The sequence below is a fragment of the Alteromonas confluentis genome (genome assembly GCF_001757105.1).
Classification (GTDB): Bacteria; Pseudomonadota; Gammaproteobacteria; order Enterobacterales; family Alteromonadaceae; genus Alteromonas; species Alteromonas confluentis.
In genome coordinates this window covers 1-25,302 of sequence record NZ_MDHN01000040.1, presented here as the reverse complement: position 1 = coordinate 25,302, position 25,302 = coordinate 1, and the positions used below count along the sequence as shown (strand labels likewise).

19 protein-coding genes are annotated in these 25,302 nt (G+C 48.7%); 8 read left to right on the top strand and 11 right to left on the bottom strand.

Features of this window, described 5'->3' with window-relative positions:
- Window positions 1-31: 31 nt before the first annotated feature.
- From BFC18_RS16990 to BFC18_RS16945, 10 genes are all read right to left on the bottom strand, one after another.
- Window positions 32-388, bottom strand: coding sequence for an outer membrane protein assembly factor BamE (locus tag BFC18_RS16990; RefSeq protein ID WP_070126755.1), 357 nt, complete (start codon window positions 386-388; stop codon window positions 32-34).
- 136 nt (window positions 389-524) lie between these two features.
- On the bottom strand, window positions 525-2,207 hold the full coding sequence (recN, locus tag BFC18_RS16985; RefSeq protein WP_070126754.1) for a DNA repair protein RecN: 1,683 nt from the start codon (window positions 2,205-2,207) through the stop codon (window positions 525-527).
- Between the two features lie 181 nt (window positions 2,208-2,388).
- The gene (locus tag BFC18_RS16980; protein WP_070126753.1) at window positions 2,389-3,081 is read right to left on the bottom strand and encodes an SOS response-associated peptidase family protein; all 693 of its coding nucleotides are present in this window, start codon (window positions 3,079-3,081) and stop codon (window positions 2,389-2,391) included.
- 82 nt (window positions 3,082-3,163) lie between these two features.
- Window positions 3,164-4,078: a hypothetical protein gene (locus tag BFC18_RS16975; RefSeq protein ID WP_070126752.1), complete on the bottom strand. Its 915-nt coding sequence runs from the start codon at window positions 4,076-4,078 to the stop codon at window positions 3,164-3,166.
- Window positions 4,079-4,230: 152 nt separating this feature from the next.
- Window positions 4,231-4,674, bottom strand: coding sequence for a DUF3859 domain-containing protein (locus BFC18_RS16970; RefSeq protein WP_070126751.1), 444 nt, complete (start codon window positions 4,672-4,674; stop codon window positions 4,231-4,233).
- Window positions 4,675-4,691: 17 nt separating this feature from the next.
- Window positions 4,692-5,567, bottom strand: a complete 876-nt coding sequence (nadK, locus tag BFC18_RS16965; RefSeq protein WP_070126750.1) for an NAD(+) kinase — start codon at window positions 5,565-5,567, stop codon at window positions 4,692-4,694.
- A 71-nt stretch (window positions 5,568-5,638) separates the two neighbouring features.
- Window positions 5,639-6,403 (bottom strand): 3-hydroxybutyrate dehydrogenase, encoded by a 765-nt coding sequence (locus tag BFC18_RS16960; RefSeq protein WP_070126749.1) that lies wholly within the window; start codon window positions 6,401-6,403, stop codon window positions 5,639-5,641.
- Between the two features lie 9 nt (window positions 6,404-6,412).
- Window positions 6,413-7,411, bottom strand: coding sequence for an extracellular catalytic domain type 2 short-chain-length polyhydroxyalkanoate depolymerase (locus BFC18_RS16955; RefSeq protein ID WP_070126748.1), 999 nt, complete (start codon window positions 7,409-7,411; stop codon window positions 6,413-6,415).
- A gap of 49 nt (window positions 7,412-7,460) precedes the next feature.
- A complete protein-coding gene (locus tag BFC18_RS16950) occupies window positions 7,461-8,696 on the bottom strand; it encodes an E22 family MetX-like putative esterase (RefSeq protein ID WP_070126747.1) in 1,236 nt (411 codons plus the stop codon).
- Between the two features lie 7 nt (window positions 8,697-8,703).
- On the bottom strand, window positions 8,704-9,999 hold the full coding sequence (locus BFC18_RS16945) for a GntP family permease (RefSeq protein ID WP_070126746.1): 1,296 nt from the start codon (window positions 9,997-9,999) through the stop codon (window positions 8,704-8,706).
- A 191-nt stretch (window positions 10,000-10,190) separates the two neighbouring features.
- Here BFC18_RS16945 and BFC18_RS16940 point away from each other — a divergent pair, with 191 nt between their 5' ends.
- The 4 genes from BFC18_RS16940 to BFC18_RS16925 all read left to right on the top strand — a co-directional run bounded on the left by BFC18_RS16940 (window position 10,191) and on the right by BFC18_RS16925 (window position 16,588).
- Window positions 10,191-12,509 (top strand): TonB-dependent receptor, encoded by a 2,319-nt coding sequence (locus tag BFC18_RS16940; protein WP_070126745.1) that lies wholly within the window; start codon window positions 10,191-10,193, stop codon window positions 12,507-12,509.
- Between the two features lie 119 nt (window positions 12,510-12,628).
- Complete coding sequence (locus BFC18_RS16935; RefSeq protein ID WP_070126919.1) at window positions 12,629-13,270, top strand: response regulator; 642 nt, start codon at window positions 12,629-12,631, stop codon at window positions 13,268-13,270.
- Between the two features lie 141 nt (window positions 13,271-13,411).
- The gene (locus BFC18_RS16930; RefSeq protein WP_070126744.1) at window positions 13,412-13,783 is read left to right on the top strand and encodes a hypothetical protein; all 372 of its coding nucleotides are present in this window, start codon (window positions 13,412-13,414) and stop codon (window positions 13,781-13,783) included.
- A 111-nt stretch (window positions 13,784-13,894) separates the two neighbouring features.
- Window positions 13,895-16,588 carry a DUF2339 domain-containing protein gene (locus tag BFC18_RS16925; protein WP_070126743.1) on the top strand — a complete coding sequence of 898 codons (2,694 nt, stop codon included), beginning with the start codon at window positions 13,895-13,897 and terminating at the stop codon, window positions 16,586-16,588.
- A 9-nt stretch (window positions 16,589-16,597) separates the two neighbouring features.
- On the opposite strand, the gene BFC18_RS16920 is transcribed toward BFC18_RS16925, so the two are convergent.
- Window positions 16,598-19,960, bottom strand: coding sequence for a PAS domain-containing hybrid sensor histidine kinase/response regulator (locus BFC18_RS16920; protein ID WP_070126742.1), 3,363 nt, complete (start codon window positions 19,958-19,960; stop codon window positions 16,598-16,600).
- A gap of 221 nt (window positions 19,961-20,181) precedes the next feature.
- Between BFC18_RS16920 and grpE the strand changes: the two genes are divergently transcribed.
- From grpE to BFC18_RS16900, 4 genes are all read left to right on the top strand, one after another.
- Complete coding sequence (gene grpE / locus BFC18_RS16915) at window positions 20,182-20,796, top strand: nucleotide exchange factor GrpE (protein ID WP_070126741.1); 615 nt, start codon at window positions 20,182-20,184, stop codon at window positions 20,794-20,796.
- A 107-nt stretch (window positions 20,797-20,903) separates the two neighbouring features.
- Entirely contained in the window at window positions 20,904-22,829 is a 1,926-nt protein-coding gene (gene dnaK / locus BFC18_RS16910) for a molecular chaperone DnaK (RefSeq protein ID WP_070126740.1), read from the top strand.
- A gap of 186 nt (window positions 22,830-23,015) precedes the next feature.
- On the top strand, window positions 23,016-24,146 hold the full coding sequence (gene dnaJ, locus BFC18_RS16905) for a molecular chaperone DnaJ (RefSeq protein WP_070126739.1): 1,131 nt from the start codon (window positions 23,016-23,018) through the stop codon (window positions 24,144-24,146).
- Window positions 24,147-24,348: 202 nt separating this feature from the next.
- On the top strand, window positions 24,349-24,831 hold the full coding sequence (locus BFC18_RS16900; protein ID WP_070126738.1) for a c-type cytochrome: 483 nt from the start codon (window positions 24,349-24,351) through the stop codon (window positions 24,829-24,831).
- Window positions 24,832-25,302 lie beyond the last annotated feature (471 nt).

Sequence of the window (25,302 nt, the reverse complement as noted above, 5' to 3'; positions counted from 1 at the left end):
ACTATTTATTAGTGTTCCGGACTAAAAATGCTTATTGATCGAGCGGGGTATTAAAATCTTCCGATAGTTCAAAGTCGCCTTCTGCAGTGGCTAGCTTGTTGTCGTTGAAGCTAAGCACAAGTTGCTTCTGGAAATCTTCACCGCGCTTTTCCATGCCACGCTTCATATCATATACATAGTACCAGGTGCTTTTATTGAAAGAGTCCTGTACTACGGGATGCCCGAGTACATAAATAACCTGCTCTTTGGTCATGCCTACACGCAGCTTTTGTACATCTCTTTCATCAAGGAAGTTGCCTTGCGGAACATCGATACGATAGATCCAGTTTGAGCAGGCAGTAGAGAAAAATACAGCGGTTAACAAAATAGCGATTTGATACAACTTCATGCGTTAGCGTGTCCAGTTATGCTTTGGTTATAGTGACGGACATTATTTTCCTAACAGGATATGCCCGGGTGCAGGCTATCACAAAATAATGTGCGACAGCATGCTACCCAATCACCTATGACCAATCAACCGCTTATTAGTTCGATTCGGCACTTTCCAACAGCTCTTTTGCATTTGCTAAGGCAGAATCTGTTACTTTATCGCCTGCGAGCAATCTTGCCAGCTCATCAATACGGTTTTGACGGGTTAATGGCAACATTTGTGTTTCTGTGGTTGTGCCATCGCTGAACTTGGTAACAAACAACTGATTATGGGCTTGCGCGGCAACTTGAGGTAAGTGTGTTACGCACATTACCTGACTCACTTTGCCGAGTTTGCGTAGCAGACTGCCTACAATCGCCGCCGTCGGCCCACTGATTCCGGTATCAACTTCGTCAAATATCATTGTTGGCGTTGCGTTTTTATCGCTGGTGAGTACTTGTATCGCTAACCCAATTCGCGAGAGCTCACCACCGGAAACCACTTTCTCCAGTTTATCGGCGGGCTGCCCGGCGTTGGTTGAAACGCGAATAATTACGTCGTCCAGCCCATGGCTTGTGGGCGTTTTGTTGTCGTCGTATTCAACGCCTATTTGCATACACGCGTGCTGCATATTCATCTGGCGGATTTGACCTTCAATGGCGGTGGCAAGCTTAGATGCAGCCGTCTTTCTGGAGGCCGATAAGGCTTCACACGCTTTTATATACTGGTTTCTCGCTTCTACGACTTCATGTTGTAGATCTTCTAATCTATTTTCATCGCCTTCCAGTTCAGCAAATTCGGCCGCTAAGCTTTGATGATGTGCAAACAGTTCTTCTGGCATTACTGCATGTTTCCGTGCCAGTTCCATCGCCTTACTGTAACGAGATTCAACTTGTTGCAAACGTAAAGGGTCAATTTCCAGATCATCACAATAGCCGCGCAATTCCCGAGCAGCTTCCTCCACCTGAATTGAGGCATCGTTGAGCAACGCAATGATGGGGGTAAGCGCACTGTCGTGCTCTTCTAACTCACTGAGTCGCTCCAGGCCGTTTTGGATGATAGATAACGCATTGCCTTCATCGTTCTCATACAGGTTATAGAAACTGGTTTGAGCTTGTTCTAAAAGCGTTTGCCCATTGCTTAAGCGCTTATGCTCGGTTTCAAGCTCGATAAACTCGCCTTCTTCAATGGCAAACTCATCCAGTTCTTTAACCTGATAAGCCAGTAGTTGCTGACGGTCTGCGCGTTGCTGCGCCTGTGTTTCCAACGCCTTTAATTCTGCCTGTCTGCTCTTCCAGCTACGGTAGTGTTCCGCTACGCTATTTAGCAACGCTGGGTGTGCGGCATACTGATCGACAAGTTTGCGCTGATAGTCATCTTTAAGCAGCTGTAAATGCGTATTTTGTCCATGAATAGCAATGAGATACTGACCAAACTGTTTTAATTGCTGCAGTGAAACTGGGGTACCGTTAATGAACGCTTTAGATCGGCCTTCACGTGAGATAACGCGACGCACGAAACAGCTCTCGTCTTCGTCATCGACTAACTCTTGCTCGTCAAGCCAGGCAAGTGCGGCTTTGTGGCCACTTAAATTGAAGTGGGCGACAATTTCAGCCTTTGTAGCTTCTTTTCTCACCGCACCGGCATCTGCTCGCTCACCTAAACAAAGGCTGAGCGCATCTATCGCAATAGATTTACCGGCACCAGTTTCACCGGTAACGGCCGTCATTCCCGCTTCAAAGTTTACGGATAATTGTTTTACAACAGCGAAGTTTTTAATCGATAAGTTGACCAGCATTTTTTTCACCGCAGTATGTTTATACAGTACGTGTAAATATATACAGTATTTTGACAGTGTAAAGTGAAGTTTTTATTGAGGGTGGGCAAGCGCCGGTGGATAGCTGCTTATCCAATTGATTTGCAGGTAAATTTAAATGTCGGCAGCAATATGCTCCTAAGCAATATTCCGTTTATATCAGCTATTGAGCGCTAGCGTGTAACCAGATGTCAGGGCCTTTAGCCTCTGCACTTTTGAAGCTTTTCACTGGAGTGACACAAAGATCATCGTAAAGCCGTGGGTTTGCTAGGAGCGCACTAACCAAAGGGTCGTTTGGTTCGCCGCTTAGCCAGGCATCGATGACCTGGGGATCTGTTGGCAAAAAGCACGGGATGGACTTTTCGTGGAACTGACTGAACCCAGGCTGGGGCGGGCGGGTGATCACTGAACAAACAGCGCAGCCATTGTCAAAAATACGGTAAACGGCGCCGATGAGCAGCCCCCGCCGTGCTTTCATCAGGTAATGCGCTTTACCTTTACCTATCGGGTTCGACTCGCCCACCGCCGTAGCGGCAACGATGGCGCGGCGTGATTGTATAGCATGTTTCCAAAATAGACTGTCGAGGTTTCTTGCGTTGAATGTTGTGCGGTCGCCTAATAACAGGCTGTCGCCGTGGGGTTTGGCATCGAACCACCAGGTCGCATCAATGCTAGTCTGGGGACTCACGATGAGATTCGAGATTTTTCGTGAAGGATCTTTTCCAAAAGCCGGGTAAAAGTTATTCACGTTCTCATTTTCTGCAGCGAAAAGAGGCAAGGTTTCAGTTAAACCTGCTTCAGATAACACCTCCTGCAAACCCGTGGATTTCGGTTCTCGTTGAATAAAGCCGCACATAGCAATCTCCAAATCTATTCAGCGTTTAAGATACGCTGATTGCGGCCCGATGTTTAGAGAAGGTGAAAAATAATCCTCGTGGTTATGCGACAACGTCACTCATAACATCTGGCAGCACAACGGATTTTTTATTTGAATGCAGACGAATCCACAGGCCGGGATTTGCATCTAACTGTTGTTTTGCCATTTCATTGTCGGTGCTGAGTGGTGTATTCATGACATTGGCATAGGTTTGTACCTTGGCCGGTGCAGTAGACGCATCGACCACTGATTGCACAACCTTTTTTGCCGAGAGAATTGCTGCGGGGCCCAGGGTAAGGATAAAACCAGCCGCGCGACACTCTTGTTCATCGGCATCACTGATGTTGCTGCCTCCGGCTTTAAACTTGCTGATATGGTGTTCCAAAATGCTGCTGGAAATAGGAATAAGACCAGCCATATGTTCAGCTTTTGCCCCGGAGCCGGGCTTTATGTAGGCCAGGTGAGAGGCGGCGTTGTCTTCCGGACCATGACCAATAAAGAAAATATCCAATCCACCTAACGATTCGAGTTTATCGAGGTAAGCGTTGAGGCCCGCTTCCAGATTGGTTACATCGGTTTGCATGGGCGTAAAACTGTTAATTTTTGCGAAGAAATCATCGCCCAGAATGCGCTCAAAATCTCTTACAAAGCTCAGACTATTCGCCATGCTCATCGGTGCTAGCGCATCTTGGGTAAACACATTCAATCGCGACAATACAGGATCAAGTTCATGGGTACGCGCCTTTTCACCGAGTAACCGGTGAAACGCTTGCGCACCACGGCCGCCAAGCAACGCGATATTTATTTCTCCGGTTTTTTGAGAAGCGGTGACAAGCAATTCTTCTAACATGGCTTCACCCACGGCGGCTTCAGATGGCAGGATATGAGGCTGAATACCAAAATCGGTAAAATCACCGTTAATGTGGTTGGTGGAAAGCCAAATATTGCCTTGTTGCTCGTCCCGTTTGAATGTCATTGATTACCTCTGTTGATGCTGCATTGATATTTTATTAGATTATCATGCTACCGGTGGCATTTCATCTTAGCATTACGTCTTCTAAATCACTTTCAGTTCTTTCACTTACAACATCTCTTGTTGCCAACAGGGTAACTCGGTAGTCTTGTACTTTAGCGCTTTAACTTAGGTTTCCCGCGCATCCAGAATTGCGCACCGTCGTAGGGTAAATCTTCTTCTACGGTGAAGGTTTTATCAGCAACGATCTTGCCATCAAGTTCCAGTGTCATGCGCCAGTCTCCCACTTTATTTTCCAGTGGTTCCCATAATGTGTCACCTAGGTAGAAATCCCAGTCATTAGAACGAATGTACTCTTCGCCGTCGAAGGGAGGCATGGGGTCGCCGTGTTTGTCTGGAATATCGGGATGATAAATACAGAAGCGGACTTTCTGATTCTTAGCCCGCTTAATGTTGACGATGAAGCCGAACTCAATGTCGAGTTCCAGCGGGATACTCTGGGTGAAGGTTTTGATTTTCGGCAAGGCTTTATCGTCGGCGTCCCATTTTGAATGGATGCCGCAGGTCAGCATTTCGATAATTGGTTTGTGTTTAGCCATGAATAAAAAGCACGTACTCAGTACAGCTTACTGCCCCAGCCAAGCTTATTTCGAAGCACATTGAAGTAGCTGTAGCCCTTCGGATGTACCAGTTTCAGCGTGTCCTTAGTTTTATGCACGCGTATTTCATCGCCGGGTAGAACAGGCAAAATGATATGGCTATCGCAACTTATTTGCAGGCTGTCGCTATTCACCTTGGATACCCGCATGGAAATTATACTTTTTGAGTCCACCACAATAGGGCGGCTGCTCAGTGTATGCGGGAACATCGGTACCAGCGTAAGGGCATCAAGGTGAGGGGCGATGATCGGGCCTCCGGCAGAAAGTGAATAAGCCGTTGAGCCTGTTGGTGTGGCTACAATCAGACCATCAGAGCGCTGACTGAAGACAAACTGGCCGTCGATGTAAATTTCAAATTCCATCATGTGCGCCACTTTACCGTGGTGCAATACCACTTCGTTCATGGCGGCATTATTGCTGCGCAGTTTTTCGTGACGGTAAACGCATACTTCCAGCAGGAACCGTTCTTCCACCACGGTTTCGCCGGAAAAAATAATATCCAGCTGTTGCTCAATTTGGTCTGGATGAATGTCTGTGAGAAAACCCAAATTGCCGCGGTTTACGCCTACTACATGAATATCGAAACGGGAGAGCACACGGGCTGCGCCCAGCATGCTACCATCGCCACCAATCACCACAGCAAGATCGGCTTCTTTACCAATGGTGACCAGGTTCGCCCGCTCGCATTCATTGGTTTCAAGATCGCATTTGATGGACTCTTCAACCAAAACCCGACATTCACGTTTCCGCAAATAGGTAATGAGTTGTTGGAGAGTATCCTGGATGCCACGATGATCGGGTTTTCCGATCAACGCTACCGTTTGATAAGTCATATTCTGGCTAATGCCCGCTTGCCGCTACATTTTTTCGGACATTAGCACAAGTTTTATGAAAAAAGAAAGGGTTAGCGCGCAACCCAGCCGCCGTCCAGCACCATGGTCTGACCGGTAATGTTGCGGGCACCATCGCTCATCAAAAATTTGGTGGTAGCACCGAGCTCTTCAAACGTGATAAAGGCTTTTTTCGGCATCGGCTTCAGCATGATTTCATTGATAACTTCTTCTTCGCTAATGCCGTTTTCTCGCGCTTGATCGGCAATTTGCTTTTCAACCAACGGGGTTTTCACGTAAGCCGGGCAAACGGTGTTGATAGTGACATTACAGTCGCCGGTTTCAAGGGCAATCGTTTTCGCGAAGCCCAGCAAACCATGCTTTGCTGCTACATAAGCTGACTTAAACGGCGATGCGACCAGCGAATGAATAGAGCCTATATTGATGATACGGCCGAAGTCTTTCTCGCGCATGCCTGGTAGAAACGCTTGAGTGAGCAGGGCTGGGCCAACCAACATGATATTAATTAACTGCTGCCACTTTTCGGGTGGAAAGTCTTCAATTTTGGAAACGTGCTGAATGCCTGCGTTATTAATCAATACGTCGACTTTTACGTCGCCGAGTTTTTCAGGCAATGCAGCAACCTGCTTGGCATCACACACGTTGACTTCAATGGCCTGGGCACTGTGGCCTTCATCTTTTAACTTCTGTGCGGCAGACTCTGCGGCGTCCAGGTTAATGTCGGCGATAATTAGATGATGACCCTCAGAGGCAAGGGATTCGGCAATACCGTAGCCAATGCCACTGGCACCACCGGTGATAAAAATGTTTAAAGCCATGATAAATCCTTACTTAGATGATAATCCCAAAACGATGTTGCGAACGGCAGTGATCTGCTTTCCGCTGCGTGTGGCGTAATCTTCACCGGTGTAACCCCACCAGTCCCAGCATCCCTGAGGATTCAACGGCATAACAAGAGACGACGTCGTCTGCGGGTAAACAACCACCATGTTGTTGCTGTCTGCCCACTGATTCAATCCGGTTTGTTCTACATAAGCCATGCCCACAGTGTCAGCGAATTGGTTACAGCCGTGGAAGCTCACGTGTACCTGACAGTCTTCACCTTCAGCACAACTGGCAGGAATATAAGCATAGCCTTTTTCTGCCAGCGTGGCAGCGCTCTTACCACCGAGTTTCTGTTGGTTAAAGCTGACTACCTTGCCGGTGAGGGAATCACTGGCGGGTTTTAAATCATCAATCAAGTAGTTGAGCATTTCACCGGCGGCATCGTAATCGCAATTGCCGATGAAAGGAGAGGATGATGACATGCACTGACCGCCACGATCCTTTGTAGGGAATAAATGGGCGATCGGTTTATTATCAATGTACTTTATTTGTTCAGATGGCATCAATGCCTGATATTGTGCGGTAAGTGCATCGCTAACCGATTTGTTCACTCTTACGTCACGGGTGCCATGAAACAGCCATACCTTATCGTTCTGCAGGTTGGACAATTCAGCGATTTTCTTATTGGCAGCCAACGTCTTCACTTTGTCGTTAAGTGCTGCGGTATCGATGGCCGGTTCACTTTTGTCCACGCATTGGCTAAGTGCTACCGTGATGTCGCCCTGAGCGCAGTAGTAAGGGCCTGCTGCAAGAATACCGGCGCCAGTGATCCAATCGCTATAGGCAATATGCATCTGGTTAGCCATATAACCGCCAGATGATAAGCCCGACACAGTGATATGTTCTACATCCAGCTGCAATGGCGGTACCTGTGCAGCGACTGTTGCACTGAATGCGGCGGTAAGAAGGGCGGCAGAGGCTTTTATTTTCAGTCCGTGCATAGTTGGCTTCCGTTTTATTAATTGGGTGTTCGATTTTAGCTATTTCAGGTTATTGGGGCTCATCATTTAAAAAGGCCCGCAGCAGGTCAGCCTTTTGGCTGATATCAGCCACGCCTTCCAGGTGTCCCAGCGCGCCTTCCAGATAGTCAATTTGGGTATTTTTGCCCTGAGATTTAAGAATGCTGTACGGCTTTTCAGCCATATACGGCATCAACAGCAAGTCGGTTTTCGCAGGAAGGTACAGGGTTTTGGCTTTCACGTTTTTCAAGCCGGCCTCTAAAGAACCCGCATACCCGGTAACAAACAACTGGTTTGCCCGAACCAAATAAAGCAGGTGATTGGCATCCATTAAGTCGGCGCGCTCCTCGGCGCGACCGCGCAACCAGTTCACTATGGAATGGGTGGTGTGAATATCGTTCAGCGGCGTTTGCTCTTGCGGCGTATAGCCTAGTGCCTGACCGGTCTGATTAAAGAAATCCGGGTGCAGTGCTTGTAGGGTAATACTCATCAATGCGGCTACCAGGCCGTCTTTCGGTGGCGCTTCGCGGGTGTAATCACCCTTATTCCAGTTTTTATCCAAACGAATAGGTATAGCCCATTGTTCTAATGCCGCGGCCGTCCATGCGTCGGCCTGTGCTGCGGGAATAACAGCCACCATTCGCGGCACCCATTCCGGGTACGTCGCCGCCCAATCTTGTGCTTGCATAGAACCCATCGAAGGACCAACTACGGCATGCAGTTTTGAAATGCCTAAGCTTTCCAATACCAACTTCTGCACATTAACAAAATCGCGGATAGTCACGACGGGAAAAGTCAGCCCATAGGGTTTGCCGGTTTCGGGATTAATAGAAGCGGGGCCAGTGGTGACAACGTTCGGGTCGTAGGCAGAAAGATTCACCAGTGAGTCCACACTGATCACAAAATACTTGTTGGTATCAATGGCTTTACCCGGCCCGATGATAGCATCCCAATAGCCAGGTTCAGCGTCATCGGCAGAATACCGACCAGCAGCGTGAGAATTACCAGAGAAATAATGGGTGATCAGAATGACGTTATCTTTGGCCGCATTGAGTTCACCATAGCTTTCCCAACCTACATTTACTTCCGGAATGGTTTTTCCGCCGTAGGTTTTAAAGTTAGTCGTGGTAAATACCTGTTTTTCGGTCATTAGTGTGGCCTTTTTTGAAGATGAAGGCGTGGCTGCACAGGCTGTCTGCGACAGCGAGGCGAGCACTGCCATTAACCATACCAGCACCAGATGAAGATTAAGAGTCGGTTTCGTCATAATTGCCTCAGAAAATGCTGAAAATGGTAATCGCGATAGCGAGACCAATCATCGGCACCACCACAGTAAGCGCCGCCATTGGGCCGTATGCCGCTTTATGAGTTTCACGGCAGATGGCGCGTATGGTCGTCACCACGTAACCATTGTGGGGCAGGGAATCCAGCGCGCCGGATGAGATAGAAACAATACGATGTAATTGCTCGGGCGGCACGCCTTGATCAATATAGTGAGGCGCCACGAGGGGCAGCACAATGACCTGTCCACCTGAAGCAGAGCCGGTAAGGCCCGCCATAACACTTACCGCAATCGCCGCGCCGATGAGTTCGTTGCCGGGGATCTGCGTCATGATTTCAACCGTTTGCTGGAAGGCTTCGGTGTTTTTCGCAATAGCGCCAAAACCTACCACTGCAGCTGTATTCCCAATGGCCACCAGTGCACCTGTAGTGCCTTCATTCACTGCGCGCCCGAGGTTGTGGAAGTAATTAAAGTTGAGCACCATCAAGGTTAATACGCCACCGGTTAAGGCCACAATTAATGCTAATTGCGCCAACGAATCGTGCAATAGAAAAGAGAGGCCGAGTACCACAAACAGGGGGAGCACGCCGGTAATCGGATTCGGGTAGTCACGCGCTTCGATCTTGGGATCTTCTGCTCGCTCTTCGAAACGTTCGCCGTTGGCAATGGCTTTTTTAATCATGCGTTTAAGCCACCAGTAACCAAATGTGGCCATGAAAATAGCCACTAACAAACTGACTTCCCAGGCTGCAAAAGGTGTGGTGCCAAGGTATTTAATTGGGATCCAGTTTTGGATCTCTGGTGAACCGGCGGACGTCATGGTGAAGGTCACCGAACCAAATGCCAATGTCGCGGGAATAAAGCGGCGGGGCAGGTTGGCATCTTTGAATAGGCTCAACGCCATGGGGTACACCGAGAAAGCCACCACGAACAGGCTCACGCCGCCGTAAGTCAGAATGGCGCAGGCAAGCACAATTGCCAGCACGGCGTGTTTAAATCCGAGTTTGTTTACAATCCAGCGCGCTACCGAGTCTGCTGCACCGGTGTCTTCCATGAACTTTCCGAAAATAGCCCCGAGCAAGAACATAAAAAACCAGGCAGCAATAAAACCAGAAAATCCGCTCATGTACAGGCTAACGAAATTTTCTTCGCCACTGAAAAGGGGGATACCGCTGGTGAGGGCAACAATCACAGCGCAAAGCGGCGCCGCAATGAATAAATTCATACCACGAATGGTGAGCACAATAAGCAGGGCTAGCCCGCCTGTGAGTCCAATCATACTTATCATTTGAAGATTCCTTTAAAACAATCTGTGACCGCAGTTGCTTCAGGAACTGTTTTAAATTGTGTCGGTAAAACAGCGTGTTGCCCATAGTACGATGGTACTACTCACAAACACAAAAAATTAACATAGTCTTAAAAAAGACCGCTGCTTCAGACACTGAATTGATAACAGATAACAATCAAAAGGGACATGACATGAACACGACACACAACCCCTACATCTTTGCCAGAACCCTCTGCGCCGTTGCCGTCACCACCGCTTGTCTAAGCAGCCAAAGTGCGCTGGCTCAGGATACTGAAGACGCAAGCCGCGGCAAGCTCGAGCGCATCGAAGTCACAGCCCGTAAAACGGTGGAATCTTTACAAGAAACCCCGGTTGCGATTACATCCGTTGGTGCGGTTGAGTTAGCGGAAAAGGGCATTAGCGTATTGACTGAAATTCAACAGTTCTCGCCTAATACCACATTACAAACCAGTCGGGGAACTAACTCTACGTTAACTGCGTTTATTCGTGGTATGGGGCAGCAAGATCCGCTGTGGGGTTATGAGCCCGGTGTCGGAATTTACGTAGATGATATGTACATTGCCCGGCCGCAAGGTGCCGTGCTGGATTTACTGGATGTGCAGCGCATCGAAGTACTTCGCGGCCCACAGGGTACGCTTTATGGCAAAAACACCATTGGTGGTGCAGTGAAGTATGTCACCAAACAAATGTCCGGGTCGCCCGAATTGACAGTAGAAGGCACAGTAGGTAACTACAGCCGTAAAGACGTGAAGGTGATGGGTCAGTATCCCATCATGGAAGACAAAGTGTACCTTGGGTTTGGGTACGCGAATCTGAACCGTGATGGTTATGGTGAGTTCCTGCAAAGTGCGTTAGACGGACAAGATCGTGAAAATTACAACAAAGATTTATGGGCAGCCCGACTGACGTTGGAAATTGAGCCCACCGACGATTTATTCCTGCGCTTTGGTTGGGATAAAACCGAAGACAAATCAAACGCTAAGGGTGGCTATCGCCTTATCGATAGTCAACGTACCGATGCGCCAGTGCCAGATTCTGTGTACGACTCATATACCAGTATGCCAACGTGGAATTTGGTTGAGTTGGAAGGCTATAGCTGGATGGCGCGCTACGATGTTACTGAAGACTTTGAAGTGAAATACATCGGTTCTCATCGTGAAAGTTATTCTCCAACCAATATCGATTTCGACAACACGCCATTGGATATCTTTGATGTACCGGCTATTTATGAAGATGAAAATGATACCCATGAATTGCAGTTCAATTATGCTGGTAGTCACTTCAGTCTGGTAGGGGGCCTGTATTATTACGACGGCGAATCATGCGGCGTATTCGATGCTGTGCTAGGCGTACTGGGTCGTGACTACGCAGCGCTTGGGATCTTCCCGGAAGGCACCACAGGTTTCACCCGTGAAGTGTCTGGCTGTAACAACAGTGAAAGTACCGCCGCTTATGGCCAGCTGAACTATGACATTACAGAGAAACTGTCTGTTTCTTTGGGCGCTCGTTTTACCGATGAAGAGAAACAAGCAACCGTTTTCAATGGAACAGTACTGTATAATTTGTATCCTGAAAGTGGCTGGTACGATGGCTATGTGCGCCCTGATGGCGTGTCTATGCCGCAGGTGCTGGGCACCGACACTGACGGTGATGGAGTACCCGATGCGCCTGCCGTTGATAGCTGGTCACGTTTCACCCCTCGTGTGGGTGTGGAATATCAATGGTCGCCAGACATGATGTTTTTCGCCAGTTACTCTCAGGGCTTTAAATCAGGTACTTTTAACCCTCGTGCTACCTTTAACGAGCCCGGCGTCGATCCAGAAGTAGTGGATTCCTTCGAACTGGGCATGAAAAGTGACCTGACCGATCAACTGCGCTTTAACCTCACATTGTTCTCCTATGACCACAAAGATCGCCAGTACATTGGTATTGAAGGTAACTCTGATGATCCAACGGCGCTGCTTCAGCGTCTGCGTAATGCTGCAGAAACATCGGCAACAGGCGCAGAACTGGAAATGACCTACGTTGCTACTGAGAACCTGAGTTTTGACGTGGCCTACGGTTTCATTGATTTTGAAATTAAAGAAAACAATGCCGTGCCTCCACTGATTGGCCTGGCAAGCACGCCGGAAAATACGCTGAATATTGCTGCTAAGTATTTTATACAGACCGATATGGGGGATTTTGTATTTAACGCCAACTATTACTACCGTGACGATTACCTGTTATTTGAAGCCAGTGATCTGATTAAGCAGGATGCCTACGGCATGGTGAACGCCAGCGTGACCTGGGAAAGCATGGAAGGTGACTGGTATGCCGGCCTGCACGTGAAGAACCTCACCGATGAAGAATATTTGGTAGGGGGTTATGACTTTGTTACCCGTAATGACGACGGTTCATACGGTGTAGGGTTAGGGAACGACACTACGCTGGCCGGCTATTATGGTGACCCGCGTACTGTACACTTGACGGTGGGTTATCGTTTTTGATTTGCGTTAAAGCGCTTTAGGCAAACGGGCGGCATAGTGTCGCCCGTTTTTCATTTCATCGCTTGATTACTTCTGCGTTCTGGGTCACAGTAACATGGATTTCACAAATGTTTGACACTATGCAAGCCAATGTACTGATTGCCGATGATCATCCTTTGTTCCGCGCCGCCATGCGCCAGGCCATGAATGACATCGTAAAGGGAAAAATCAGCGAGGTGGCAACGCTTGATGAAGCTGTTGCACATCTTGAGAAGGACAGCGCCATCGATTTGGTTTTTCTCGACATTAATATGCCAGGTAACGCGGGCCTTACCGGTTTAGCTGAACTGCGCTCTCGCCACCCTGATGTATTAGTGGTTGTGGTGTCGGCAGAAGAGTCGCCGGTGTTAATTGAACGCTCGGTCACACTAGGCGCCAGCGGTTACATTCCTAAATCTACGCCATTACCATTGATTGCCGAAGCCGTTGAACTCGTTCTCGAAGGCGAGCAATGGCTGCCCTCCGGCTGGAACGATGCGCTTATTACCAACGTGCCAACATCTGATAACCAGTTTACAAAAGGCCTGGCGCAACTCACGCCTCACCAGTTTAAAGTACTGAAAATGATTGCCGATGGTCTGCTGAATAAGCAGATTGCTTACGAGCTGGATATTTCAGAATCTACAGTAAAGCAGCATGTATCGGCGGTATTGCGCAAATTAGGCGTGATTAACCGTACCAAAGCGGGTGTGTTGTTTAATCAATTAATGCAGAATGAATGAAAATTGCGGAGCTGTTGCCTTCACTATCCAATTGCCGTCCGTCATTTGCGCGAAATACTGTAGAGGCTGCAAGTCGCTGTGAATACGTGTTACAGTAAATTCTCTACCATCAGTTGTTGTGCGTCATGGAGACATTGAGAGATGAAAAATGGAATTTCTATCCTATCCGCAATTATATTGGGTTTTCTGGTTGCACAGTTAGGCTCTGTTCTCGTCGGTTATACGTCGGCTTTTGCCATGCCAAAATTCCTAGCTTCTGTCATGTGGCTATGGGACATCTTGGTTATCCAGTTTTTGGGTTTTGGTTTATTGGCAGCAACAGCTGGCTTCATTCATGCCCGGCTATTTTCAGGTTCGTACGTTAGCAGCCTGCTGATTACTTTAGTCGCCTGCCAAATTACGCTTCTATATCCATTTACGTATCAAGTATATTGGCTAAATGTGTTTGTTATTTTCGCATCCTTATTGGGCGGTTGGGTCATGGCTCGCGTAACGTACAACAAACAACTTTAGCCGCTCTCAGTTTCTTAGGGCGTTAATACATGGCAGTGTTGTTTCGCTGATAATTTCAACCCATGTGTTTGTGCTGCCGCGCAATCATTACTCAAACAATAAGGAAACGGCATGGATGGCCTCATGATCCTGGCAGTGTTATTTGTTCTATTTCTGCTTGCTGGCGGACTCCTGTCTTTTTCGAATTTCTCCACTATTCGCCAACTACGCCGCGAAATTGCCACACTAAAAAATCTGGTGAATTTACAGTCTGGCCAGATTAACCGCCTGAATAAACAAGTAGGATCGGGTGATGAAAAGTCCGATACCACTGAAACATCGCAACCGCAGGAAAATGCACCGGTAACTACTACACCGAAGACAGTTTTAAACGCGCCAACGCCTGTTTCCGCCCCGGTATCTGTTCCTGCTTCCGTGTCTTCGCCATCTTTACCGTCGGAAAAATCAACAGAGAACAGTAAAGAAAGCTCTCCCTGGGATAGCGGGTTCGACATTGAGCAATTTCTACGTGGAAACGGCCTGTTTTGGCTGGGCGGTCTGGTGCTGGCCATTGGCGGTATTTTTCTTGCACGCTACGCTATTGAAGCCGGGTTGTTGTCGCCGGGTTTGCGCGTAGTATTAGGCGGCCTGTTCGGTACAGTACTGGTGGGCACAGCGGAGTACTTATCCCGCTATCGTGAGAAGTTTCACATCTATTCGCCTTACGTGTGCGCAGCCATTGCCAGCGGTGGGATAATCACCTGTTTTGCTATGGCGCTGGTGGCTTACGACTATTACCACTTTATCAGTGCAGAATTAGGTTTTGCTCTGCTCGCCGCCATCGCGCTTATTGCAACCTGGCTGGCACTACGCTTTGGCCCGGTATTGGCGTGGATAGGTGTTATTGGCGCCTACATTGTACCCGCGTTGGTGAGTACAGATTCGCCAAATGTCGCTGTCTTGTATGCGTACATCCTTTTAGTGTCGGCATCGGCCACATGGATTGCACAGTCAGTATGTCAGAGCAAAATATGGTGGCTCAGTTTTGCGGCACATACATTATGGATGCTGTGGGCCAGCGCGGAAGCTGATACCAGCAACTTTACTGCGGTTATTATTTTTACTCTTTTTACCATTTATCTGTTCGCGCTTTCTGAGTTAGTACTCTCGCCTTTAGATAAAGTAATGACCGAGACATTACCGGTCAAAGCATTGTTGATGCCGCGTAAGGAGCTGCCCGGGATCATTCTGCCGCTTATAGCGTTGTGTGGTTACCTGTCGACCATCAACGAACCGGTTTATCTGATCATGAGCGCTCTCATTATTGGTGTCGTGCTATGTTATCTGCCGAACCGTTACAGCCTGCTAGATTCCTGGCCGTTTCTGGGGCTACTGTTCCAATTGTTTATCTTCGTACGCATGCCTTCCCCCGGCGACTATTCGGACATAATGTTTCCATTCGCGCAGAATTACTTGTTTGTTCAGGTAACCGCGCTGGCAATGCTGTGGTACAGTACGTTGATGCTGAAAAAGTGGCAGAGACCGGCCTATCTGATGTTGCTCGTGGTTGCGCCTGTCAGTCTGTATGCCGTTAGTTATGCCCTTGCACCCGATGAGGCTGCGGCCGTGCTCTACCCCGTGTGGGCGGCAGAGTTAACACTGCTGGCTATTGGTGCAGCGCTGGTTTCCATGCGTATTAGTGCTCCGTTGCTAAAGCTTACACTCACTTTACTCAGCAATGCCTGCATTACGCTTTGCCTGACCATGTTGCTGAATGCGGGCACGCTTACTTTAGCGCTGGCAATTCAGATTGGCGTCATGAGCTATCTGAGCTGGAAAGCCCGCGTTTCGTTGCCCGACTGGGTGTATAAAGTGGCGCTTATTGCAGTTAGCGTACGACTAACAATGGCACCCTGGCTGGATGCGTACTCCGGTGAAACGGTTATTGGAGTGCGCTGGACCCTGATCATTCTTCCTATGGTAATAGCACTGTTCGGGTTAAGTCGCTTTTATCAATCATCCACCAGTCTGCGACAATGGCTGGATGGCGGGATATTGCATCTCACCGCGCTGTTCATTACCACCCAAACCAGTTATTTGCTGGTAGGGCATTATCCTGATTTTACCGATCTGACATTCACTGAAAGTGCACTCCTTGCCTGTAACTGGCTGATTTTGTCTGCAGTATATTTGTGGCGGGCTAGGTTTGCGCAAAGGTTGTCCCGGATTTATCACTGTTACGCCGCATTACTCGTTGCCGCTGCCGCTGTCCTACATATCGGGCTATCGGGATACAACAACCCGTTTTTTGTACCCATTGCCACCGGCGATGGGGTGTTTCTGAACTGGCTGATTGTGTTGTGGCTACTACCGGCGCTGATGCTTATTGGGATGGGGATTGCGTTGGGAATGGCTAGATTAATACCTGGGCAAATTACAAAAGCGGCGTGTGCTGTGGGAGGCGTGCTGTTGTTTTTCTATATTAACGGCGTGATCCGCGGTGCATTCCATCCTGGGAATATTGTCATCAGTAACAACGTGCCACAGGCAGAACTTTACACGTATTCAATCGTGTGGCTGCTCATCGCGGTAGCAATAATCTTTGGTGGTCAGCATCTTCAGCTAATCACTCTGCGGAACGCGGGATTTGGTATTCTGGCGGTGATTATTCTCAAAGCATTTATTTTTGATACGGCACAGCTAGAAGGGCTGTATCGTGCTATTTCATTCATTGGTCTAGGTTTCAGTCTGGTGGGAATCGGCTGGCTATACCAAAAGCTAAGTAATGAAAATCAGACCGAGGGTGAGCACAGGGTAGAAGTGTAAACACTGGAATTAGCGGCCACTTAGCAGTTCTTTAAGCAAACGTTTCAGTGCCGGTGGTTTTACCGGCTTCGGAAGGTATCGCAAGCCGGCTGCGGCGGCTTCATCCCGCACGCCATCGTCGCGGTTTGCCGTTACCAGAATGCCAGGAACATTTTGTTGCCAGAAGCCTTTCAATGACTTTGCCGCATCGGTGCCTTTCTCGCCAAAATCCAGGTGATAGTCAACCAGCATCATGTCTGGCGGTGCGGGGCATACTGCCTGCGCCGAAGACAATGAAGAAGCACAGATTACCTCAGCGCCCCAGTCGCTTAACAGTTCCTGCATGGCTTGGGTAATTTGCTCGTCGTTTTCCAGCAGCAGAATATGCTGTCCCTGTAACCAGGTTGCTTGTGACGTAACACTCTGTTCTTGGGGAGCAATCGCGTTGCGCTGAAGTGCCCGCACAGCCCGGGGCAGGGTAACGGTAAATACCGTGCCTTTGTTTACAGCCGATGCCAAACCAATTTCATGGTCGAGCAGTTGGCTGATGCGCTCCACAATAGTCAGTCCTAATCCCAACCCCTGACTCGCTTCGCGGTTCTCGAGCTGGTGAAACTCTTGAAAAATTATCTGTTGCTGATGTTCGGGTATGCCCGGGCCGGTATCGCACACCCAGATCGCTAGCCGATCCGATGATTTACGACGTGTGCCCACTAGAATGGTTCCTGTGCGGGTATAGCGAATGGCATTGGAGATCAAATTCTGCACGATACGCTTCAGGAGCTTTTTGTCAGAGCGCACGACTACGGAGGTGTGAACCTGCTTTAGAAGAAGTTGCTTTTGCCCTGCGATAACCTGAAATTCATTAACCAGCGGCGTGAGCACATCGTCTAGTGGAAACTCAGTAATTTGAGGTACCAATACGCCCGATTCCAGTTTGGTCATATCTAATAAAGTGGAGAGCAAGGCTTCAGCACTATTGAGTGATGTGACTAGCCCATGAGACAAACTGGCTAAATCGGAGTCAGTCGTTTTTTGTGACAGCATGCCAGCATAAAGCGTAGCGGCATTAAACGGTTGCATTAAGTCGTGGCCGGCGGCGGCCAGAAAGCGGGATTTACTTTCATTGGCCCGGTCTGCTTCCTGTTTGGCCAGTTCCAATTGTTCAGTTCGTTTTAGTACCCGGGCTTCCAAATCCCGTTTAGCGAGTTCCAGTTCTTCTTGTATGCGGATATATTCGCTGATGTCACTGTACGTTGTTACATAACCGCCGTGGGGGAGCGGACTACCATTAAGTTCGATGACCCGGCCATCGGTCTGGCGACGAATATATTTATAGCTGCTGCCTTTTTGCATGTAGTCCACACGCTTACTAATTTCATTTTCCACGTCATCGGTTTTACCCAGCAAGCCTCGCTCAGCGTTATACAGCAGCAACGCCTGAATTGGCTGACCCACCTTCAGATAGCCCTTCGGATAGTTAAACAGTTCGACATACCGGTCATTCCAGGCAAGCATGCAAAGCTGCTGATCGAGCACACTGATCCCTTGTTCAATGTTTTGAACCGATGATTGCAAAATCTCATGATTAAACTGGAATGATTGAGAGGCTTCTTCCACCCAGTCTACAATCTCCCTTAGTGCTCCAGCTTTAGATTGGGCAATGGCTGAAAGCAGAATGCGGGCGCTTGGTGTGCCCACCTGAACGGCCAGTAACTTTTCTACCCGTTGCAATAACGCCATGCTGGCGAAACCGTCTGTGTTGGCGTGGGCTGAAAGCTGGCTTTTCAATGTAAGGTTAACACTGGGCTCAAGTACCCGCTCAGTGAGTGAAAATAAATCCTGTATGCGAATGGCAAGATCAGGATGATTATCGTCGCCGCCAAGGTTTTTATCCTGCTCTGTCTTCGACGATGATAAGAGCGAAATCAAAACTAAGGTGAGCGTATTCATCACCAGGCAGGCAAAGAAACTGGTACCCAGTTGAAGTTCAGATGGCGCTTTTTCGAAATAGTAACTCGACAGAATTGACGGGTAGAGTAACCACATTACCCAACAGACAAAGCCAACCAGAATCGCTGATTGCACCGCCCACTTGGCAGTACGCTGCCAGTAAAGTGAAAACAGCATGGCGGGAAGTAACTGACCGAGCAAAGCGATGGCAATCACCCCGCTTTTTACCAATGGGGCACTTTGACTCACGTTGACGTGGTACCAGTAAGCTACGCTAAGTACGACCAGTACCGTGAGTCGCCGCACGGTGAGCAGGGTGGCGGGGCGCATGGTTAATTGCGGGTCATTCTTTAGCCGAATCTTAAGCCAAATGGGGGTAATAAGATTATTCGACATCATGATCCCAAGGGCCAGGGTAGCCACAATTATCATGCTGGTGGTCGCAGACAGTCCGCCAATTAATGCTGCAAGTGAAACCCCGATATTGCCGGTGCTCAACGGCAGCGCTAATACGAAAGCGTCGGTTTTTACCACGCTGGTATCAAGTAGAATGTGGCCGGCAATGGCGATGGGCAGAATGAACGTTGTCATGCCAACAAGGTAGGCGGGAAAAAGCCAGCGGGCGGTAGCCAGTTCGCCTTCACCGTTACATTCAACAAAATTCATATGAAATTGGCGGGGCAACACGAACAATGAGCACACCCCTAGTAACACATGGCTCAAATACACCAGAGGCGCTGAATCGGCATACAACACTTCGCGGGCAGAGGGATGAACCGCGGCCTGTGCAATTAAGTCAAAGGGGCCGTTGAACAGTCCGTAGCACACAAATATGCCTACCACACACAGGCCAACCAGTTTGACCACAGACTCAACGGCAATGGTAAGCACAAGCCCGGGGTGTTTGTCGGTAAGGTTGAGTGTGCGGGTACCAAACAGAATGGCGAACAGGGCCATTAGCGCGGCAACATATAATCCTACGGTATCTGAGCCTTGTCCGGCATCGTAGGAAATAAGCCGAATACTAGCAGAAATGGCATCTAATTGCAGCGCAATATAGGGAATAACGCCAATAAAGCATAAACCTGTTACCGTGGCTGCCAAAAAGTGGCTATGGCGAAAACGTAGAGCAAAGAAATCCGCTAAAGAAGTGACATTGTGCTTTTGGCAATACCGAACAATTTTTATCAATACAGGGTAGAGAAAAGCCATGCCGAAGATAATGCCGGCATAGGTGGGCACCAGCGCCCAACCGAATTGTGAAGCTTGGGTGGTGGTGCCGAAAAACGCCCACGACGTGCAGTGAATGCCAAGGCCTAAGCTATATAAAACCGGGTGTTGTTGGTTATCGCGCAGCTTTTTATCGCCCCAAAAGGCAACCATAAAAAGAAACATGAGATAAACCACGGTAATCATGCCGATGGTATAGATGCTGAACATGCGATAGCCAACAAAAACAATTCGTTAACAAACTCTACCGCAACCTTTCTGCAAAAAATATGGCAATTAGCCACAAATTTTTCAGGGATACCCTTGATAGGCGGTTAACTAACCCCATTATTAGCCCCACTGAACGTATTCACGCTGGTTGTGGCAAGGTTTTTTGCTTGCAGTCAGCTACACAAAAATTCACCGCAGATGAGTATTGTTGGGAGGATAGCATGAGCGAAGAGCGCGATGTGCAGGATCAAAAGAAGCCTGAAGACGCAGAAGTGATTCAGGGCGAAGTAGTAAACGAAGGAGCTGAAGAAGCGCAACCGGTATCTGAACAGGAACAGCGTATCTACGAGCTTGAAACTGCATTGGCAGACGCCCAGGCGCAGGTTAAAGAGCAGCAGGACAGCGTACTGCGTGCACGTGCTGATAGCGACAATGCCCGTCGTCGTGCTGACGCCGAAGTAGAAAAAGCCCGCAAATTCGCCCTGGAGCGTTTTGCTGGTGAACTGCTGCCGGTTCTCGACAACCTGGAACGTGCTATTCAGGCGGGTGATGCTGAAAACGAGGCGGTGAAACCACTGCTTGAAGGCGTTGATATGACGCTGAAATCTTTTGTTAGCACTATTGAAAAATTCGGTTTAACACCTATTGATCCTCAGGGTGAAGGTTTTAATCCAGAATTGCATCAGGCGATGTCCATGCAGGAAAGCGCCGACCACGCGCCAAACACCGTAATGGCAGTGATGCAGAAAGGTTACCAAATCAACGGGCGTCTGCTTCGTCCGGCTATGGTCATGGTGTCTCGTGCACCAGACGGTGGTGTTGATACGCAGGCGTAACAGGCGACAGCCTAAGAGACTTATTTTTACAGGCGTCTCTTGAATTACCGGGGGAATAACCCCACTAATATTGCAGAAATTATTGAATCTTATTTTGGAGACACGAAATGGGTAAAATCATTGGTATCGACTTAGGTACAACAAACTCCTGTGTCGCAGTTCTAGACGGCGACAAACCTCGCGTAATTGAAAACGCCGAAGGCGATCGCACTACGCCTTCTATCATCGCGTACACTAACGACGGTGAAACTCTGGTAGGTCAGTCTGCGAAGCGTCAGGCAGTTACCAACCCAACAAATACTTTATTTGCTATCAAACGTCTGATCGGTCGTCGCTTCGAAGATAAAGAAGTACAACGCGACCTCGACATCATGCCTTACAAAATTGTTAAAGCTGACAACGGTGATGCATGGGTTGAGACCAAAGGCGAGAAAATGGCACCGCCCCAAATCTCTGCAGAAGTTCTGAAGAAAATGAAGAAAACTGCTGAAGATTACCTGGGCGAAGAAGTCACTGGTGCGGTAATCACTGTTCCTGCTTACTTTAACGATTCACAGCGTCAGGCAACGAAAGACGCTGGCCGTATCGCTGGTCTTGAAGTTAAGCGTATCATCAACGAGCCAACTGCTGCTGCCCTTGCTTACGGCATGGACAAAAAGCAAGGCGATAACGTTGTTGCCGTTTACGACTTAGGTGGCGGTACGTTCGATATCTCTATCATTGAAATCGATGAAGTTGATGGTGAGCACACCTTCGAAGTACTGGCGACCAATGGTGACACTCACTTAGGTGGTGAAGACTTCGATAACCGTGTAATCAATTACCTGGTAGACGAATTCAAGAAGGATCAGGGCATCGACCTGCGTAAAGATCCGCTGGCCATGCAACGTCTGAAAGAAGCCGGCGAGAAAGCGAAAATCGAACTGTCTTCTTCTCAGCAGACTGAAGTTAACTTGCCGTACATCACTGCAGATGCAACTGGCCCTAAACACTTAGCGATCAAAGTAACCCGTGCAAAACTGGAATCTCTGGTTGAAGACATGGTGAAAGACTCGCTGAAGCCAGTTAAACAAGCACTGGAAGATGCGGATCTGTCAGTTTCTGACATCAACGACATCATCCTGGTGGGTGGTCAGACGCGTATGCCTCTGGTACAGAAGTACGTCACTGAGTTCTTCGGTAAAGAGCCACGTAAAGATGTTAACCCTGACGAAGCGGTTGCCGTTGGTGCGGCTATTCAAGGCGGTGTACTGTCTGGTGAAGTAAAAGACGTACTGCTGCTGGACGTTACGCCTCTGTCTCTGGGTATCGAAACCATGGGCGGTGTAATGACCAACCTTATTGAGAAGAACACTACGATTCCTACTAAGAAATCGCAAACCTTCTCGACGGCTGAAGACAACCAGTCTGCAGTTACTGTACACGTACTGCAGGGTGAGCGTAAGCAAGCGTCTGGTAACAAGTCGCTGGGTCAGTTTAACTTAGAAGGTATTCGTCCTGCTTCTCGTGGTACCCCACAAATCGAAGTAACTTTCGATCTGGACGCCGACGGTATCCTGCACGTATCAGCTAAAGATAAAGATACTGGCAAAGAGCAGAAGATCACGATTAAAGCGTCTTCTGGTCTGAGCGATGACGAAATCGAAAAAATGGTCGCTGACGCAGAAGCGAATAAAGAATCAGATGCTAAGTTCGAAGAACTGATTCAAGCCCGTAACCAGGGTGACGGCATGATTCACGCTACTCGTAAGCAACTTGATGAAGTGGGTGATGCACTGTCTGCTGAAGACAAAGCGCCAATCGAAGCGGCTATTTCTGCACTGGAAACTGCGGTTAAAGGTGAAGATAAAGCCGAAATCGAAGCGAAAACACAGGCACTGGTTGAAGCATCAGGTAAACTGATGGAAGCGGCACAGGCACAACAGGCAGCAGCCGGTGGTGCTGACGCAGGCGCCGAGCAGCCTTCTGCTCAGAAAGCTGACGATGATGTTGTTGACGCTGAATTCGAAGAAGTGAAAGACGACAAGAAATAAGCTGTAAGCAATGCTTCCCCGGCGGCACTCTGCCGGGGTGCTGTACAGTGCAGGCGCAGCAGGAATTCTTGTTGCGCCTTTTGTTGTGTTAAGGCCGGTTAAAATTATCCGGATGATTATTTGATGAACGGTTGCGGAAATACCGCCGCTGGGCATCTGAAGTAACGAGTAGGAAAAGTAAGCGATATGTCGAAACGAGACTACTACGAAGTGCTTGGTGTGGACAAAAGCGCTGGCGAACGCGATATCAAAAAAGCGTATAAAAAGCTGGCAATGAAGTACCACCCTGACCGCACCCAGGGCGATAAAGCGCTGGAAGAAAAATTTAAGGAAATCCAGGAAGCCTATGAAGTCCTGACTGATTCGCAGAAACGCGCTGCATATGATCAGTATGGTCATGCCGGTGTGGATCCGAATCGTGGTGGTGCCGGCTTCGGTGGTGGCGCAGACTTTGGTGATATTTTTGGTGATGTATTCGGCGATATATTCGGTGGTGGTCGCGGTGGACGTCAGTCTCGTGCCCGTCAGGGAGCCGATTTACGTTACAATCTCGAGCTTTCATTAGAAGAAGCGGTACGCGGTAAAGAAGTGGAAATTCGCGTACCTACGCTGGTGGAATGTGATGTCTGTCATGGCTCCGGCGCGAAGAAAGGTACGTCTCCAACTACCTGCCCAACCTGTCATGGTAATGGTCAGGTGCAGATGCGTCAGGGCTTTTTTGCGGTACAGCAAACCTGTCCAACTTGTTCGGGTCGCGGCAAAATCATTTCCGACCCATGTAATGCCTGTCATGGCCACGGTCGAAAAGAAAAAACCAAAACCCTGTCAGTTAAAATCCCAGCCGGTGTAGATACCGGTGATCGCATTCGTCTTAACGGCGAGGGTGAAGCTGGCGAGAACGGTGCACCAGCAGGTGATTTATACGTCCAGGTTCATGTGCGTGAGCATGAAATCTTCCAACGCGACGGTAACAACCTATATTGTGAAGTACCGCTGAGCTTTACCACGGCTGCGTTAGGTGGTGAACTGGAAGTACCTACACTTGATGGTAAAGTTAAACTGAAGGTCAGCGCTGAAACTCAGACCGGTCGTATGTTCCGTCTGCGTGGTAAAGGTGTTAAGTCGGTTCGCAGTGGCGTTACCGGTGATCTGATGTGTAAAGTCGTGGTGGAAACCCCGGTGAATCTGTCTACCCGTCAGAAAGATCTGCTTCAGGAATTAGATGATTCCATGGGTGGCGACTCTGGTAAGCATCGCCCAAAGGAGAAAGGCTTTTTTGACGGCGTGAAGAAATTCTTCGACGACCTGACAAACTAAGCTTTCCATTTAGACGTTAATCTGGTCAGCGATAAAAAATTCAGCCCTCCTTTTGGAGGGCTTGTCGTTTCTGGGTAGGTTTGTTCGCTCTTTTGTGTGAAATATAATCACCAAACGCAAAAACAAACGTTATGATAAGCGGGGCTTTTTAATAGTTGAAGGCAACTTACATCACCACACTTTCATCTTAATGGAGAAGATAATGAAAAAACTGCTCAAGACCGGACTAATAGCAGCCATCGCGGCAACGTGTTTTACAACATCGAACGTTGTTGCCCGCGAAGCGGCGATGAATGAGAAACATGCAGCAGCAGCGACGGAGTACCGCAAAGCCCTTTTTCAACTTGTACGCAGTAACATGGCGCCGCTAGGCGGCATGGCGAAAGGGGCAATTCCTTTCGATCAAGATGTCATTGCAACCAATGCGCTGCGCCTTGAGCAACTGGCAGATATGATGAGTGATTACCTGATGGTAGATACCCGCAAATTTGACGTTGATACGGGTGCAAAAGACGACATTTGGGAAAATTGGTCAGACTTCGAAGGAAAAGTCGCTAATTTGAAATCTGCGGCAGAAAATCTTTCGAGTGTGGCAGCAGCTGGTGATGAAAGTAAATATCGCGCTGCGATAGGCCAGGTAGGTGGCGCATGTAAAGGTTGTCACGACGATTACAAAGCGGATTAATTAGCTCAAGTATAGCTGCAAGAAAGCAATTTGTAACGATGAGTAAAACGGTCGCATTTGCGACCGTTTTTTGTTTGCCCAGCGAAGCTGGCAAACCCGTCAGGTTGAAAGAAACCTGAATCACCCTGACTGAGGGGAAGATAATCCGAATGGCAAGGGCGTTGCTGGCTAACGGCAGGGTCTCCGGGGGCCGGCCCGAAGCAAGCCATAGGAAGTTAGAAGTACACAACGAAAGTGAACCTGATTCGGCAATGCAGGAGGGTAAGCGTGCAAAATAGCGTGAAGCCCGATACTCGGTCAGTCCTGTATTGTGCTTGAGGGTGGGATTTCTAACAGGGAGCCAGTGCAGTAACTGGGGAAGCCTGACACCGTCTCTGGTGATAAACCAGAAGCATCTGTACGAGAGGAAACTCAAGGCAGGTGTTGGTGCGAGGTGGCAGATGATGCCGTAGTAGTGAGTAAGGTCCGGCC

What these genes read in the sequence shown, in the direction of transcription:
- BFC18_RS16990 (WP_070126755.1), bottom strand. Translation starts at nt 388, where the DNA reads ATGAAGTTGTATCAAATCGCTATTTTGTTAACCGCTGTATTTTTCTCT.
- recN (WP_070126754.1), bottom strand. Translation starts at nt 2,207, where the DNA reads ATGCTGGTCAACTTATCGATTAAAAACTTCGCTGTTGTAAAACAATTA.
- BFC18_RS16980 (WP_070126753.1), bottom strand. Translation starts at nt 3,081, where the DNA reads ATGTGCGGCTTTATTCAACGAGAACCGAAATCCACGGGTTTGCAGGAG.
- BFC18_RS16975 (WP_070126752.1), bottom strand. Translation starts at nt 4,078, where the DNA reads ATGACATTCAAACGGGACGAGCAACAAGGCAATATTTGGCTTTCCACC.
- BFC18_RS16970 (WP_070126751.1), bottom strand. Translation starts at nt 4,674, where the DNA reads ATGGCTAAACACAAACCAATTATCGAAATGCTGACCTGCGGCATCCAT.
- nadK (WP_070126750.1), bottom strand. Translation starts at nt 5,567, where the DNA reads ATGACTTATCAAACGGTAGCGTTGATCGGAAAACCCGATCATCGTGGC.
- BFC18_RS16960 (WP_070126749.1), bottom strand. Translation starts at nt 6,403, where the DNA reads ATGGCTTTAAACATTTTTATCACCGGTGGTGCCAGTGGCATTGGCTAC.
- BFC18_RS16955 (WP_070126748.1), bottom strand. Translation starts at nt 7,411, where the DNA reads ATGCACGGACTGAAAATAAAAGCCTCTGCCGCCCTTCTTACCGCCGCA.
- BFC18_RS16950 (WP_070126747.1), bottom strand. Translation starts at nt 8,696, where the DNA reads ATGACGAAACCGACTCTTAATCTTCATCTGGTGCTGGTATGGTTAATG.
- BFC18_RS16945 (WP_070126746.1), bottom strand. Translation starts at nt 9,999, where the DNA reads ATGATAAGTATGATTGGACTCACAGGCGGGCTAGCCCTGCTTATTGTG.
- BFC18_RS16940 (WP_070126745.1), top strand. Translation starts at nt 10,191, where the DNA reads ATGAACACGACACACAACCCCTACATCTTTGCCAGAACCCTCTGCGCC.
- BFC18_RS16935 (WP_070126919.1), top strand. Translation starts at nt 12,629, where the DNA reads ATGCAAGCCAATGTACTGATTGCCGATGATCATCCTTTGTTCCGCGCC.
- BFC18_RS16930 (WP_070126744.1), top strand. Translation starts at nt 13,412, where the DNA reads ATGAAAAATGGAATTTCTATCCTATCCGCAATTATATTGGGTTTTCTG.
- BFC18_RS16925 (WP_070126743.1), top strand. Translation starts at nt 13,895, where the DNA reads ATGGATGGCCTCATGATCCTGGCAGTGTTATTTGTTCTATTTCTGCTT.
- BFC18_RS16920 (WP_070126742.1), bottom strand. Translation starts at nt 19,960, where the DNA reads ATGTTCAGCATCTATACCATCGGCATGATTACCGTGGTTTATCTCATG.
- grpE (WP_070126741.1), top strand. Translation starts at nt 20,182, where the DNA reads ATGAGCGAAGAGCGCGATGTGCAGGATCAAAAGAAGCCTGAAGACGCA.
- dnaK (WP_070126740.1), top strand. Translation starts at nt 20,904, where the DNA reads ATGGGTAAAATCATTGGTATCGACTTAGGTACAACAAACTCCTGTGTC.
- dnaJ (WP_070126739.1), top strand. Translation starts at nt 23,016, where the DNA reads ATGTCGAAACGAGACTACTACGAAGTGCTTGGTGTGGACAAAAGCGCT.
- BFC18_RS16900 (WP_070126738.1), top strand. Translation starts at nt 24,349, where the DNA reads ATGAAAAAACTGCTCAAGACCGGACTAATAGCAGCCATCGCGGCAACG.